Annotated in this window: 12 protein-coding genes and 1 pseudogene; 6 read left to right on the forward strand and 7 right to left on the reverse strand. The window is 41.2% G+C overall.

Features of this window, described 5'->3' with window-relative positions:
* Positions 1 to 68: 68 nt before the first annotated feature.
* The 5 genes and pseudogenes from lptF to AAC851_RS10355 all read left to right on the forward strand — a co-directional run.
* Positions 69 to 1169, forward strand: coding sequence for an LPS export ABC transporter permease LptF (gene lptF, locus AAC851_RS10335; RefSeq protein WP_004637590.1), 1101 nt, complete (start codon positions 69 to 71; stop codon positions 1167 to 1169).
* Positions 1169 to 2239 carry an LPS export ABC transporter permease LptG gene (lptG, locus tag AAC851_RS10340; RefSeq protein ID WP_004637591.1) on the forward strand — a complete coding sequence of 357 codons (1071 nt, stop codon included), beginning with the start codon at positions 1169 to 1171 and terminating at the stop codon, positions 2237 to 2239. The genes lptF and lptG overlap by 1 nt, the downstream gene beginning before the upstream one ends.
* 124 nt (positions 2240 to 2363) lie before the next feature.
* Complete coding sequence (gene gpmI / locus AAC851_RS10345) at positions 2364 to 3908, forward strand: 2,3-bisphosphoglycerate-independent phosphoglycerate mutase (RefSeq protein ID WP_100834131.1); 1545 nt, start codon at positions 2364 to 2366, stop codon at positions 3906 to 3908.
* A 9-nt stretch (positions 3909 to 3917) separates the two neighbouring features.
* Complete coding sequence (locus AAC851_RS10350) at positions 3918 to 5084, forward strand: S41 family peptidase (RefSeq protein WP_075316338.1); 1167 nt, start codon at positions 3918 to 3920, stop codon at positions 5082 to 5084.
* Positions 5085 to 5161: 77 nt separating this feature from the next.
* Positions 5162 to 6087 (forward strand): annotated as a pseudogene (locus AAC851_RS10355) (IS3 family transposase); the annotation flags it as partial.
* A gap of 99 nt (positions 6088 to 6186) precedes the next feature.
* On the opposite strand, the gene AAC851_RS10360 reads toward AAC851_RS10355, so the two are convergent.
* The 3 genes from AAC851_RS10360 to gacA are packed head-to-tail and all read right to left on the reverse strand — an operon-like array spanning position 6187 to position 9859.
* Positions 6187 to 7617 (reverse strand): sigma-54-dependent transcriptional regulator, encoded by a 1431-nt coding sequence (locus tag AAC851_RS10360; RefSeq protein ID WP_113997842.1) that lies wholly within the window; start codon positions 7615 to 7617, stop codon positions 6187 to 6189.
* Positions 7618 to 7639: 22 nt separating this feature from the next.
* The gene (locus tag AAC851_RS10365) at positions 7640 to 9205 is read right to left on the reverse strand and encodes a sensor histidine kinase (protein WP_075316335.1); all 1566 of its coding nucleotides are present in this window, start codon (positions 9203 to 9205) and stop codon (positions 7640 to 7642) included.
* An 18-nt stretch (positions 9206 to 9223) separates the two neighbouring features.
* Positions 9224 to 9859 (reverse strand): response regulator transcription factor GacA, encoded by a 636-nt coding sequence (gacA, locus tag AAC851_RS10370; RefSeq protein ID WP_005083960.1) that lies wholly within the window; start codon positions 9857 to 9859, stop codon positions 9224 to 9226.
* 210 nt (positions 9860 to 10069) lie between these two features.
* On the opposite strand from gacA, the gene pbpG reads away from it, so the two are divergent.
* A complete protein-coding gene (gene pbpG, locus AAC851_RS10375; RefSeq protein WP_340600846.1) occupies positions 10070 to 11134 on the forward strand; it encodes a D-alanyl-D-alanine endopeptidase PBP7/8 in 1065 nt (354 codons plus the stop codon).
* A gap of 59 nt (positions 11135 to 11193) precedes the next feature.
* On the opposite strand, the gene thrC is transcribed toward pbpG, so the two are convergent.
* The 4 genes from thrC to xerD all read right to left on the reverse strand — a co-directional run bounded on the left by thrC (position 11194) and on the right by xerD (position 15691).
* Positions 11194 to 12333, reverse strand: a complete 1140-nt coding sequence (gene thrC / locus AAC851_RS10380) for a threonine synthase (protein WP_004637599.1) — start codon at positions 12331 to 12333, stop codon at positions 11194 to 11196.
* Positions 12334 to 12391: 58 nt separating this feature from the next.
* The gene (locus tag AAC851_RS10385; RefSeq protein WP_005087913.1) at positions 12392 to 13693 is read right to left on the reverse strand and encodes a homoserine dehydrogenase; all 1302 of its coding nucleotides are present in this window, start codon (positions 13691 to 13693) and stop codon (positions 12392 to 12394) included.
* Between the two features lie 131 nt (positions 13694 to 13824).
* Complete coding sequence (locus AAC851_RS10390) at positions 13825 to 14640, reverse strand: DsbC family protein (protein WP_150027176.1); 816 nt, start codon at positions 14638 to 14640, stop codon at positions 13825 to 13827.
* Positions 14641 to 14770: 130 nt separating this feature from the next.
* A complete protein-coding gene (xerD, locus tag AAC851_RS10395; protein WP_340600847.1) occupies positions 14771 to 15691 on the reverse strand; it encodes a site-specific tyrosine recombinase XerD in 921 nt (306 codons plus the stop codon).
* Positions 15692 to 15782: the final 91 nt, after the last annotated feature.

Below are 15782 nucleotides of genomic sequence, written 5' to 3' on the forward strand. Positions count from 1 at the left end.
GGTTTTATATTTTTAACATTCGGGTAAACTAGCGATACCCCTCGATTGGTTTTTTTGGAAGCATTACTTTGATTATTCGACGTTACCTCGTCAAACAAGTGGTGTCCACCTCTTTGGTTGTGACGGCCTTGCTCACTTTGATTATTATGGGTGGGCAGCTCATCAAAATTTTTGGGCGCGCTGCACAAGGTCGTCTCGATGGTGGCGTGCTACTCAGTATTATTGCTTATCGTCTACCTGAGTTTTTAACGCTGATTTTACCTTTGGGCTTTTTCATTGGTTTAATGTTGGTGTTTGGTCGTTTGTATGTCGATCATGAAATGGCGGTATTAAATGGCAGTGGGGTGAGCCGTAATCAGTTAACACGTTTGTTATTACCGATGACTGCTGTATTTTTGATTGTACAGGCGGTACTCATGTGCTGGGGGGCTTCAGCGGGCATAAGAGGTTATCAGAGCTTGATGCAAACTCAAGCTGTACGAGCTGGCTTTGATTTGGTGCGACCCAAAGAGTTTATTTCTTCTGGTTCCTATACTATTTATGCTGGCTCTCTTTCAGAAGACCGAAAAAACTTAAAAGATATCTTTTACTATTATAAATCAGATCGTGAAGACAAGCCTGATCAAATGATTCTGGCGAAAGAGGCTACACGAGTTGAAATTGAAAATGATACTGCGAGTGTTGTCGACTTAGTGCAAGGTCGCCGTTACGAGATTTATCCCAATCAGCCAAGATATACGCAAGCCGAGTTTCAGTCTTATCGTTTACGTTTAGAAAATGACAAAGATGTCAACTTTGAAAGTGAAGATGTTGAAGCTTTATCGATGTCGAAGTTGTGGCAAAAGCGTGATGATTTCGTGGTAAGAGGAGAGTTAGGATGGCGTATCTTTGGTCCTTTCGTGATGGTTGTGGCGTTATTCCTTGCGGTCGCGCTCTCTGAAGTGAGTCCACGTCAAGGGCGATATTATCGTCTGATTCCCGCTATCTTTATTTTTGCCAGTTTAATCGTACTAATGATTGCGATTAAAACGCGTATTAGTAAAGAAGAGCTAGATATTTGGGCTTATCCTGCAGTGTTGTTGATTTATGGTATTGCGGCTGCCCTGTTTACGCGTAAACAAAAATTAGCACCTAAAATTAAGAAAAGTATGCAACGAGTGGGGTTGTGATGTTAGCACGTCGAATAGTCGCCAAACATGTAACAAAAACCACGGTACTGGCAATGCTCGGTACGACGTTGGTGCTGTCTTTTTTACAAGTCCTATTTACCTATCTGGGTGAGTTGGGCTCATTAAAGCCAAACTATAATGCGTGGCAAGCATTTCTGTATGTGTTATGGGGTGCACCGCGTTATTTATATGAAATTTTACCTGTCGCTGCTTTGATTGGCTCTGTTTTGGGGTTGGGTGCACTGGCTTCTAATAGCGAACTGATCGTCATGCGTTCGGTCGGGATCAGTCTCTGGCGAATCGTGGGGTGGGTGATGCGGTCAGCTTTATTACTGATTGTTTTATCCTTTACATTGAGTGAATGGGTGATCCCTTATACCAATGAAAAGGCCCAAAGTATTAAAAAACAACGAAGCGTCGCTGCACTAGGTGAAGTTAAAGGTTATTGGTCGAGAGAAGGGCAGCGTTTTACCTATATTGATTATGCTAACTCGCAAGGTCAGTTGCGTAATATCCAATCCATTGATTTTGACGAAAACTACCGTTTACAGTCTTTTGTTACAGCTGAACAAGGGAATTTTGTTAAAGATGGACAGTGGACACTTGAACAGTCTCATCAGATTGATTTATTGCCTCAAGGGAATGCGATTAAAACAGATCATGCCAACCAAGCACTGGCATTGGCATTGCAACCAAAATATGTCCATATGGTAACGATAGATCCTGAAGATTTATCTCCTACTCAGTTGATCAGTTTTATGCGTTATATGGAGGAATATAGCCAAGTGCCTAAAACCTATGAATTGGCATTTTGGCAGAAAGTGGCCTCACCATTTGCCTTGATTGCTTTGGTGTTGATCGCATGTTCGTTTATTTTTGGTCCCTTACGTCAACAATCTATGGGATTTAGATTGGTGATTGCGCTCTTTACGGGACTCGGTTTTTTCTATCTACAAGATTTTATGGGATACGCGAGTTTGGTTTATGCACCGTCACCTGCATGGTTTGTACTACTGCCAGTGGTGCTGATGTTTATGATCGGAAGCTATTTATTGTACCGAGCAAGATAGCGAGTTGATCGATATGCTTGCTCTATCGCGAACATTGGTGAAAGCCATCGTTAAGATCATAGAGAATTGATGTAAATTTCGGTAAACTATGCCGATCAAATGATAGACAAACAGAGAGTCCATTATGACGGATGCAAATGCTGGCAAAATTCCTCACGTTCTTGTAATTATGGATGGTGTAGGACATCGTGAAGCAGTTGAAGATAATGCGTATTTAGCTGCGCAAACCCCAAATTTGACTGCGATGAAAGCCAAGCATCCGAATAGTTTAATTTCTGGCTCTGGAGAAGATGTTGGTCTTCCTGATGGGCAAATGGGTAACTCTGAAGTAGGGCATATGAATCTTGGTGCGGGTCGCGTGCTATATCAAGATTTTACTCGTATTACAAAAGATATCCGTACAGGGGATTTCTTTGAGCATGAAGTATTGGTCGATGCGGTTGAGAAAGCCAAGGCCGCCAATGGTGCAGTTCATGTGATGGGCCTACTTTCAGAGGGTGGTGTACATTCACATGAAGATCATATCGTTGCGATGTGTGAGCTTGCACTAAAACGTGGGGCAACAGTGTATTTACATGCATTCCTTGATGGGCGTGATACACCGCCACGTAGTGCTCAACCCTCATTAGAAAAATTAGATGCTTTATTTGCTCAATACCCAAATCAAGGACGTATTGTATCAATGATTGGTCGCTATTTTGCTATGGATCGTGACAATCGTTGGAATCGTGTCGAAGAAGCTTACCGTTTGATGACCGAAGGTGAGGCTGTTCGTGTGGCAAACTCAGCAGTTGAAGGGCTAGAACAGGCCTATGCTGCTGAAGAAAATGACGAGTTTGTCAAAGCAACACGTATCGGCGAGATTGTTAAAGTACAAGATGGGGATAGCCTTGTATTTATGAATTTTCGTGCCGATCGTGCACGAGAAATTACCCGTGCCTTTGTGGAAAAAGATTTTGCGGGTTTTGAACGTAAGGTTGTTCCACAACTCTCAAAATTCGTCATGTTGACACGTTATCAAGCCAGTATTGATGCACCAATTGCGTATATGCCAGAAGAATTAAAAAATTCGATTGGTGAGTATTTATCGAGCTTAGGTAAGACCCAATTGCGTATTGCTGAAACTGAAAAATATGCACATGTGACTTTCTTCTTTAGCGGTGGACGTGAAGATGAGTATGTGGGTGAGAAGCGGATTTTGATTCCGTCTCCGAATGTTGCGACCTACGATTTAAAACCTGAAATGAGTGCGATTGAAGTGACGGATGAATTGGTCAATGCAATTAACTCAGGCGAATTTGATCTATTGGTGGTGAATTATGCCAATGGAGATATGGTTGGGCATACAGGTGTGTTTGATGCCGCGGTAAAAGCAGTAGAAACAGTCGATACCTGCCTCGGACGTGTTTATGATGCGGTGATGGCAAACAAAGGGCATATGTTAATTACGGCGGATCATGGTAATGTAGAGCAAATGCAAGACTATGACAGCGGTCAAGTACATACTCAGCATACAACTGAACTTGTTCCATTTATTTATGTTGGCCCTACTCAAGCAACCATTGCTGAAGGTGGTGTATTGGCAGATGTTGCACCAACATTATTACATTTGATGAATATCCCTGTACCGCAAGAGATGCAAGGAAAAAATCTAATTACTTTACAATAAGGTGAAAGAATGACCCCACGCAACAACATTTATCGCGCTGTATTTGCCAGTTTGTTGTTGTGTTGGGGGCATACGCTTGTTGCTGCACCATTATCGGGATGGGGGGAGAATCCACCATCCCGAAGTGCTGAAGTACCAATAGAATCAATTCAACAGTTTGTGCAGATCTATGGCATTGTCCGAGACAATTATGTTGAAAAAAAATCAGATGATGCATTATTTCAGCAATCGATCAAAGGTCTAGTCAGTGGCTTAGATCCCTATTCACGCTATCTGTCAGCTGAAGAATATCGTCAATTGATCCAATATACGGAAGGCGACTTAGCTTCAGTTGATTTCAATCTAGGTTTTGATCAGCATAGCAAATTATGGAAAGTTCAAGATCTCAAAACAGGGTCGGATTCAAATAAGTTAGGTCTGAAAAATGGACAGGCGATTTTTAAAATTGATAATCAAGAATTAAAAAGTTTAAATCAAGATCAAGTACAAGGTTTGCTGTATGGTTCGATTGGTAGCACAGTACAGATATTACCAGAGAACACCACAAGTACTGTGATTTTGGTGAGAAATAAAAAAGTAGAAACAGATATCGAGCCAGTATTGCTATCTAATCAAGTGTTAGTACTTAAAGTTAAAGTTTTTCAACAAGATACAGCTAATGAGATTAAGCGACTAATTGAAGAATTTGGTTCACCAAGATTGAAAGCAGTGGTCTTGGACTTAAGAAATAATCCAGGTGGTCTCCTTTCTGCTGCGGTTGAATCTGCGGACTTATTTTTAAATCAGGGCTTGATTGTTACCACAAAGAGTCGTTCTGAAGGTGATCAACAATTTCAAGCTTTGCCATCGAAGGAGTTTCAAAATCTGAAACTAGGTGTGTTGATTAATCGGCGTTCAGCTTCGGCAGCGGAAGTTTTTGCAGCCGCCTTAAAAGAGCATAAACGTGCATGGGTTGTTGGGGAAACCAGTTATGGCAAGGGCGTGGTGCAAAAGCTATTTCCGCTACCCAATGGCGCTGCTTTGCAAATGACGGTTTCACATTATTACACCCCCAATGGTTTAATGATTGAGGGGCAAGGAATTCAACCAAATCAGAGCTATGCTTTGCAGCCAGAAATGAAAGAGGAATATTACTTAGATCATATTTCAGATTTAGTGCTAAAAAGCAGACTTTAGATCAAAAAACCTCGATCCATAGTGAACTGCACCCCGAAAGTTGGACACTTTTAGTCTAATTTGAAGGGTGCTTTTCTATGGCTAAATATTCTCAAGAATTTAAACTTGAGGTTGTCCAATACTACTTATCCGGTTTTGGAAAGGCTGCTACAGGTCAAAAATTTAGTGTTGACCATATGGATGTTCAGAAATGGGTTACAGCTTTTGAACAATATGGTATTTCAGGTTTAAGTGTAAAAACCACTAAATCCCACTATTCTCAAGAATTTAAATTTCAAGTTGTACAAAGCCTTTTAAATGAAGGACTTTCAACTAAAGAGGCTTCACAACGGTTTCATATCAGAGAAAAAGCAACCATTCTGCAATGGTTAAATCTATATCATGAATATGGTATAGATGGCTTAAAAGCCAAACCTAAAGGGCGAGCCAAACAGATGCCAAAGCCGCAAAGAACCAGAACTCAATATTCTCAAGCAGATCGCGATAAAACACAGGAACAGTTGCTTGAAGAACTTGCATATCTACGAGCTGAGGTTGCACTTTTAAAAAAGCGGAGAGCCTTAAGACTGGAACAAGAAGCAAAAGAAGCAGCCGAACAGCAGCGTTTGCAGAACTTATATCAGGATTAAGGCAAGATCATGAGCTGAAGCATTTATTGCATGCAGCTCAAATGGCTCGAAGCACCTATTTTTATCATGAACAGCAACGCAAACTTGAAGATAAATATAGTGATCTTAAACAACAAATAAAGACGATTTATCATCAACATAAGGGACGATATGGTTATCGTAGGATTACGCTTGCCTTAAGGAATATGGGACGAATCATCAACCATAAATGTGTTCAACGGCTGATGCAGTCTATGCAGCTTAAATCACGTATCAGGGTGATGAAATATCGCTCTTACAAAGGGCAAGTGAGTAAGATTGTAGACAATGTATTACAACGTCAATTTAAAGCGGATCAACCAAATCTGAAGTGGGCTACGGATGTGACAGAATTTAAGGACTGAGTCCTGTACAGTACAGAACCCAGTCCTTAAAAGCGACTTAATCAAACCGTCCAACTTATTGGGGTCAGATCATAGATCGAGGTTTTTTAGTTAGGTGTCATCTTCTTCAGTATCTAATCCGAATTTTTTCAAACGATAACGCAAAGAACGGAAGGTCATCCCGAGTTTCTTCGCGGCGAGCGTTCGATTCCAATGGGTTAGATTTAATGCATTAAGTAGCACTTCTTTTTCAATATTTTCTAAATAACGCTCTAAACCTTCAGGTGGAAGTTTTTTCGAACTTGTGCTTGGGCTGGTGTATTGTGGCTGCTCAACTTCTTCTTGGCTATAAGATGGCGCTGATGGCATTGAAATTGGACTGCGTAATGGCGCTGTTTGTAAGTGCGCTAGATCAATCGCTTCATCATCGCTGAGCGTGATTGCACGTTCAATAATATTGCGTAGTTCGCGCACATTACCAGGAAAATATTGTTGTAATAAAAATTGCTCTGCACGAGACGATAACGTCTTGGCAGGCAGTTCCCATTCTTGGCAAATTCTTTGGATAAAATGATTCGCTAATAACAGGATGTCCTGTCCACGTTCACGTAATGGTGGGAGTACAATATCCATAACGTGGATACGGAAAAATAAATCCTGTCGGAATCGTCCTTGCTGAACCAGTAACTCAAGATCTTGGTGACTGGCACTAATCACACGGAAATCGACATCAATTTCTTGGTCTGAGCCTACAGGGCGGATTTTCTTTTCTTGCACTGCACGCAATAATTTTACTTGCATGTTGAGTGGCAGTTCAGCGATTTCATCGAGAAATAAACTACCGCCATGTGCTGATAAAATTAAACCTTGTTTATCTTGGGTCGCCCCAGTGAAACTGCCTTTTTTGTGCCCGAAAAGCTCGCTTTCCATCAGTTCTGTTGGAATTGCACCGCAGTTTATGGCAATAAAAGGCCCTTCACTACGATTACTTAAGCGGTGAACCAAGTTGGCAACAACTTCTTTTCCAGTTCCCGACTCCCCAGTGATAAAGACAGGCGCTTGTGATCGCGCGATTTTCTTTAATGCAATGCGCAGTTGTTGAATTGGCGCAGAACGTCCAATCAGGAGTTTATTTTCTAAGGCTGTTTCAGCCGCTTCTTGCTCAGGTCGTGGTCGATTCAATGCTTTTTGAATCAATTGATCCAAATGCACTTGGTTGACTGGTTTGCTAACGAAGTCAAATGCCCCAGCTTTTAATGCTGCAATCGCAATGTCCATATTGCCATAGGCCGTCAGCACAGCGATCGGAGTATTTGGGTAATTTTGGGTGACATGTTGGACGAGATCTAAACCGTTGCCGTCTGGAAGATTTAAATCAGTTAAACATGCATCATATTGAAATTCAGTAAAGAATTTTTTTGCTTGCTCTACACGATAAGCCAAATGTGTCTTAATTCCCATACGCGCAAGTGTCATTTGCATGAGAAGACACAAGTCCTCTTCGTCGTCTACGAGCAAGACGAGTGGTTGTTTAGTTGCCATTTCCCCGAAAAACCTAATCTAATCAATTAATTATTGAGCATTCAATCCTGAAGCATGCTCCTTGTTGTCGCTCTACATAAGTGAGCTTTGCATGATTCGCCTCACAGAAACTATGAGACAAATACAATCCTAAACCAGTTCCTTTGATTTCGGTACTAAAAAATGGTTTAAACAGTTGAGAAAGGTCTCTTTTTGCTACCCCTAAACCAAAATCGATAACATCAATTCGAACTTTAGTCTCTTCAGCGTGTACTTTAATTTCGATATAAGGTATATCCGATGCGTTGTGTCTTAATGCATTTCTCACCAAATTGATCAGCACTTGGCGCAACTGTTTGTCATCAAATAAGATTTGAATATTCTCTGAAAGCTCTAATTGGATCATGTGTTTGACATCGACTAGATCCTCTTCAAATAAACTTTCAAAGAACTCCACAAGATGAATATTTTGTGGTTCAGTCGGTTTATTGCGTGCCATTGCCAAAGTATCTTCTACAATCCGATCGATACGTTTTGCTTGTTTACGAATCATACGAGTGAGCATTTGTTGTTGATGCGCATCGCTTTCATTAAATAGCTCATTGGCTTGCACAATCGCGGCTAAAGGATTGCGAATTTCATGTGCAATACTGGCAGAAAGTTGTCCGAGCGCTGCGAGTTTAAGTTGTTGTACACGCTGAGTTAATTTCTGAGCATCTTTGAGAATTAATAAAACTAATGCTTGTTCAGGTACGACCAAATGTTTGACACGTACATGGACGGTATACAAACTTTGTTGTGACTCAAAAGTGAACTCTTCACCATCTTCTAGGTCACTGAATTTGATCAGTTCAAATAGATCGGGTTGCCATTTGATTAAGGGCGTTTTTTCATGGGAAACAGGTAAATGAATGCCTAATAATGTATTGGCAGCAGGATTGGTTAAAACAATATGATTACTTTCATCTAAAACCAGATATCCATCCTCAATTTGCTCCAAGATATAACGGTTAATGTTTTGGAGTTGATGAATTTCAATGGATTGATGAAAAGTAAGGGCTTCTAAAATTTTAAAACGCTGTACTGCAATGCGCCCTATGGCATATACCACCAAGAATAAAAATACCAACAGCAGGCTATTACTGAGATGGTTTAAATTGTTGTAGTCAAATAAATTTCCCAGAAAACGCTGATACACAATCATGATAACAGCGAGCAGCGTTACCACTAGAGAAAGCTGAGCATTCAATAAAATTGCCGAGGCAAAAATAATAATGACATAAAGCAAACTGAGCTGTAAGTTTGGCCCGCCTGTTGCAAAGGTAATGGTGCTTAAACAGATGACATCGACGAGAAAGATCGCAATCAGCTGTTTATTCACGTGGGCCGGAAATAATTTAAGAAATAAAAGCTGACTGACATTTAATGCAATATAGACAATCAGCGTATATGAATACAATGTTGGGTAAAGATAATTGGTGGTCAGTTGCTCAGCAGTTAACAAGAAAATGAGCAATAGACATACGGAAATAATGAGGCGATATCCGCTATACCACATCCCAAGCTGGTAAATGGTTTGTGACACCGAAGATGCAACTTTTCCCAACATAGGCAATTCACAACGGTTTTAAGGTTTGATCAGTCCATAACGAATCGCAAGATGGGTCAGTTTGACATCACTGTCAATTGCCAATTTCTCAAAAATACGATAACGGTAGGTATTTACGGTTTTTACACTAACAAAAAGTTTATCAGCAATCTCTTGAGCACTTATACAGTTTACAACCATCATTGCCACTTGCATCTCACGTTCAGACAATGCATCAAAAGGAGATTGTTGTGTATCAGATAAATATGAGCTGGCAAGCTGCTCAGCTATATCAGCACTGAAATATTTACCACCGAGCATGACTTTATTAATGGCTCGAACCATTTCAGCAATCGGTGCGCCTTTGGTGATATAGCCTTTTGCACCTGCTTTTAAAAGTAATGATGGGTAGGGTTCTTCAGCCAAACCGCTCACCGCAATTACTTTGGTATCAGGTGCGGTTTGTAACAAACGTCTTGTGGTTTCAACACCACCAATACCCGGCATGTTGACATCGAGCAGAACAACTTGAGGATGTTTCTGACGGACTAAAGCAATTGCTTCTTCGCCAGACTCAGCTTGTCCTACAACCTCAACATCGGGGTGGTCTTCTAACATACGACAAATACCAGTGCGTACGAGTTCATGATCATCAACAACGAGAACAGTGATCAAGAAGACCTCCTTTTTATCAAAAAATTGGTTTTTTGTTACATAAAGCAAAATTAGCTTGCAATGAAATGACAAAATTAGCAATGCTATTCTTCATTTTTAGAGAATAGTTGTACACAATTGTGTCTATAAAAGCTTTACCCAATATGCTCAAATGTAAGGCATAATGATAGTAAGCGCAAATGTGCAGCACCTTGAGTTGAGTATTGTGTCGTGAAAAATGCTAAAAAATCTGTCATGCATGTATTAGGCATGTCAATCTTGTTGGCGTGGAGTTCAACAAGTTTTGCTGAGTTAGTGGTCAATAATAATTCAGCAATTTCGGGTAATAATGGTTCAGCCTCAATGAGCTGGTCGGCGAATGACGCTAGTCAATTGATGAATGATGATGAGCCATTAGATTTGAGCCCAGTAGGTTCGACTTCGGTGACCACAACGTTACGTAGTGGTGGTTCAGCGACGATTACCTCTTCGACCTCACCTCAACAAAGCGTGCAGATCCGTGACACGGTGGACTATAGTAGTCAACCTTCAGTCAATGCACGTGCGGCATTGGTGATGGATGCTCAAACAGGTGAAGTATTATTTAGTAAAAATACCAACACAGCGCTACCTATTGCTTCGATTACTAAAGTGATGACTGCTGTTGTCACTGCAGATGCTCGTTTAAATATGTCTGAAGAAGTGACTTTGCAACAGATCGATTTTGCAGGGGCGGGTGGCAAGAACTCTAGTTCTACACTACGTGCTGGCGATAGTATGAATCGCGCTGAACTTTTGTTATTTGCTTTGATGAAATCTGAAAATCCAGCAGCAGCTGCATTGGCTCGTACATACCCAGGTGGGCGTACGGCTTTCTATGCAGCAATGAACAGTAAAGCTAAACAACTAGGTATGACTGCGACACATTTTATTGAGTCTACGGGTTTGCATCCAGGCAATGTTTCTTCGGCACGTGACTTGGGCATTTTAGTCAGTGCAGCTTCACAGTATGGTTTGATTCGTCAATTCTCAACCACACCGACCTATGATTTCAATTTAGGTTATCGTGTATTGAAATCAAATAACACCAATGCTTTGGTTCGCAACGGTGGATGGAATATTAACCTTTCTAAAACAGGTTATATCAATGAAGCTGGACGTTGTGTCGTGATGCATACTACAGTCAATTCGCGCCCTGCAGTTGTGGTGCTATTGGGTGCACCAAGTACTCAAGCACGTAATAGCGATGCAACTAACTTATTGACCTGGTTAAATACTCTACCAAAACGCGTTTAAGCTTTTTCAACGCATAAAAAAACCAGTTGCAGGCAACTGGTTTTTTTATCAACTCTATTTTACATATTTGAAAGGATAGAGTCTTTAACTTGATCCATTGTTGCATCGATTGACAACATAACGGCATCAGCACACTGCTTGATTGCTGTGTCAGGATCTTTTAGACCATTACCTGTCACTGTGCATACGATCACAGAACCTTCAGCAATTTTACCTGCTTTGATATCGCGAATCGCACCACCGATAGAAGCTGCTGACGCTGGCTCAACAAATACACCTTCATACATAGAAAGCAAGCGCTGAGCTTCTAAGATCTCGCTGTCTTGAAGTTCATCAAACCAGCCTTTAGAGTCACGTACGACGGCTTTTGCATGGTTCCAGCTTTGTGGGTTACCAATACGGATTGCTGTTGCAACTGTTTCAGGGCTTTCAACTGGCGCACCACGAAGGAATGGTGCAGCACCTGATGCTTGATAACCGACCATCGTTGGTAAGCCTTCTGGTTTTGGACCAGTAAATTGATCTGTTGCAGCATCATAGATCACTTGTTCAAACTGATCAGCCGGTTGGTTTGCGACGGCTTCTGTATAACCCATCCAGTGTGCAGTGATATTACCTGCGTTACCTACTGGCAAGCAGTGGTAATCAGGTGCGCGACCTAAAGCTTCAACGATTTCATAAGCAATGGTTTTTTGACCTTGTAAGCGGTATGGATTGATTGAATTCACAATCGTTACAGGTGCTTGATCTGCTACTTCTTTTACAAGACGCATACCATCATCGAAATTACCACGAATTTGCATAGTAATCGCGCCGTACATCATGGCCTGTGCCATTTTCCCCATTGCAATCTTGCCTTCAGGGATTAAAACAAAAGCCTTGATTCCTGCACGTGCTGCATAGGCTGCAGCTGCGGCTGAAGTATTTCCGGTAGAAGCACAGATAATTGCTTTTGAACCTTCTTCGACTGCTTTGGTCACCGCCATCGTCATACCACGATCTTTAAATGAACCCGTTGGGTTAAGCCCTTCGTACTTCACATAAATTTCTACGTTTTTGCCAATCAGACGTGGAATATTCTCTAATTTAATTAGAGGCGTGTTTCCTTCACCTAGAGAAATAGCACGTGTAGTTGCAGACACAGGTAAACGGTCACGATAACGATCAACAAGACCAGTATAACGATTGGCATTCGACATGATGGTGTTCCAATATGAGGTAGAGCGGGGTGAGGGAAGGCATTTTCCCTCAACCTGATTAACTATCGAGCGATTCTAAACGAATTCTCACAATTTCGCCATGAATTGCAGGCAAAGCTTGAATTTGTGCAAGTGCTTCATCCATTTTTGATTCAACAATTGGATCGGTTAAAATCACAATTGGGATGAGATCTTTAAGACGAGACTGTTGCATGATGGCATCAATACTAATCCCTGCACGACTTAGAATCGTTGTGACATCCGCTAGAACGCCTGTTTGATCTTCAGCATTTAAACGAATGTAATACCCAGTCGTCATTTCTTGGCGACTGAGGATTGGCATGTCGGTGAGTGCTTCAAATGCAAGCTGAGGAATTGTTCCAGCGCCATCTTCTGTGTAAGAAATATCACGTACAATATCAATGACATCTGCAACTACAGCAGAAGCTGTAGGCCCTGCGCCCGCACCCGCGCCATAATACAAGGTTGGACCGACGGCATTGGCTTGAACCAAAACAGCATTTTTAACGCCATTGACGTTAGCAATCAGTTCTTCTGCAGGAATTAGAGTTGGGTGTACACGTAACTCAATACCTTTTTCAGCACGACGTGCAATTCCCAAGTGTTTGATGCGGAAACCAAGCTCTTCAGCATACTTGACATCTTGTGCCGTAATTTTGCTGATGCCTTCGGTATAGACCTTATCAAACTGAAGTGGGATACCAAATGCACAAGACGCTAAGATAGTAAGCTTATGTGCTGCATCGATGCCCTCGACATCAAAGGTTGGATCTGCTTCTGCATAACCAAGTTGTTGGGCTTCAGCAAGGACATCCGCAAAGGCACGACCTTTCTCACGCATTTCTGTGAGAATAAAGTTACCTGTGCCGTTAATAATTCCTGCCAGCCATTCGATATGGTTCGCTGCGAGACCTTCACGAATCACTTTAATAATTGGGATACCACCAGCTACAGCGGCTTCATAAGCGATTTGTACGGCGTTATCTTCAGCAGCTTTAAAAAGTTCATTACCATGTTCTGCAAGTAATGCTTTATTCGCTGTTACCACCTGTTTACCATGTTTGATGGCTTCCATGATGATTTCATAAGCAGGGTGAATTCCACCCATCACTTCAACAACGACATCCACATCAGGTTGGCGTACGATTGCCATTAGGTCATCGCTTTGCTGAATTCCTTCAAGTTGTAGATCTGGACGTGGACGGCGAGTGCCTACGTGTGTAATTTGAATTTCTCGACCGGTACGGCGTTTAATTTCAGCAGCATTTTCTTGTAGTAGTTTAAGGGCTCCACCACCTACAGTACCAAGACCGAGTATCGCCAGACGAACTGGTTTCACGTCACACTCCATTTTATTCAATCATTTTAATGAAGCTTGATCATAGCTAAAAAAATGCGCAGACACTAGGGCTAAGATCATCTTTAATCTGTCGCCCGAGTCGTTCAAATTTTGAATGCAAAAAGCATCGATTATTTGTTTAAACGTTGAACGATTTCATCAGCCGTCATATAACCACCTAAGTATTCACCTTCAACGTTATAAATTGCTGGTGTACCATTCACGCCCATATTAAGACCCAGTTGATATTGGTCACGGACAGGGTTCTTACATTCAGCTGAGGCGACAGGTTGATCTTGAATTGCTTGTTCAAACGCTGCTTTGCGATCGTCACTACACCAAATTGCTTGCATGGTCGGCATAAATTGTTCACCACGAGGCCACGCGATATAACGGACTTCAATGCCTTTGGCTGTAATCTCTGGAATGTGTTCATGCAAGCGGTGGCAATAAGGGCAACTTGAATCGGTAAAGACGTAAATTACATGTTTGGCTTTGCCACTTTTAGCAGGATATACAATCAAGTCTTCAGTTTTGAGAGTTGCTAAATGTTTTTTATTCTCTATAGCTTGTAATGCATCACCGACATTATGCAGTTGTTTGTCACCTAGGCGAATGACATCGCCTTGGATAATGTATTGACCATCACTTGTTGCATAGACTGAACCCATACCATCGAGATTGACCCAGAATAGGTTAGGGACATCTGTTTTTTGTACGGCGATGATTTTGGCATTAATTTTTGCTGTTTTAAAATGTTTTTCTAAAGTCGAGATTAACCGTTGTTGTGCATTACGTTCATTTAATGTTGACGCTTCACCCGTTGCTGGTGTACTTGCTGTCAGCGTATCTTGTTTTGGCGCAGCATTTTCCTTTGAGCAAGCACCTAGTATTAAAGTCGATGCTAATGTACAAGCCAGTACTAATCTAGACTGAGTAAACACCATAAATAACCTTTTTTTCATACTGTATTTATAAACTTGCTCAAGCATACCAAAAAAACACAATAACTTCGTTAAATCTTGCATCAGCTCTGTGAACATCTTGCGATTTGTTTTTGCTGCTTTGTAGTATGCATTAACCTCTCGGATGATATTGGCTATGTAAGGCTTGCATTCGATGTTGGGCAACATGCGTATAAATTTGTGTGGTTGATAGGTCACTATGCCCAAGTAGCATTTGAACGACACGTAGATCAGCCCCATGATTAAGTAAATGTGTTGCAAATGCATGTCGTAAGGTATGTGGTGAGAGCTCAGCTTGAATATTGGCTTGTAGTGCGTAGCGTTTAATTGCATACCAAAAATTTTGGCGGCTCATAATTCCGCCATGCTGAGTTAAAAACAAATAATCCGTATTGCTTTTATACAATTGTGGTCGAGACTCAGCTAAATATTTTTCGATCCAATCACAAGCATATTGTCCCAATGGAACAAGACGTTCTTTATTACCTTTGCCTGTAATACGTAAAAAACCTTGTTTCAAGTTGATCAACTCTAAACGTAGATTGAGTAACTCTGATACTCGTAGTCCACACGCATAAAGAACTTCCAACATAGCACGATCACGTAAGCCTAACACAGTATTAATATCGGGCGCATTGATTAGAGCTTCCACATCTTGTTCCGATAAATCTTTGGGTAATGCACGACCAATTTTAGGCGAGTGATGTGAGGCAACAGGGTTATCTTCTCTTAATTTTTGTTCGCGTAAGAATTTATAAAATTGGCGTAGGGCAGAGAGGCAACGTGCGATTGAACGAGGGCTTTTCCCTGCTTTGGTTAATCCAATTAGGACATCTCCGATATCCTCACTGGACCACTTTGGCAAAGATGTAGTTTGATGTAACTCGCTGCATTGAATCAAATCAGATAAATAAGCATTACGTGTATGAGGGCTTACAGTTTGTGCAACTAAATAATCACGAAAACCCTGCAAAAAACTTAAATTTTCTGGGATAGAAACGGCAGTAGGAATACGTGGTTTTTTATTTAACATAATTGAATAAATTGAGGTTCTCTGTTGGCACTGTAAAAGAAAAAAAACATATTGTCGATCTGTGAATTGGGTAAATGCCATTGAGATTGCT

This window comes from Acinetobacter sp. HZNU-JH01 (genome assembly GCF_037996845.1).
In the GTDB taxonomy this organism is placed as follows: Bacteria; Pseudomonadota; Gammaproteobacteria; order Pseudomonadales; family Moraxellaceae; genus Acinetobacter; species Acinetobacter haemolyticus.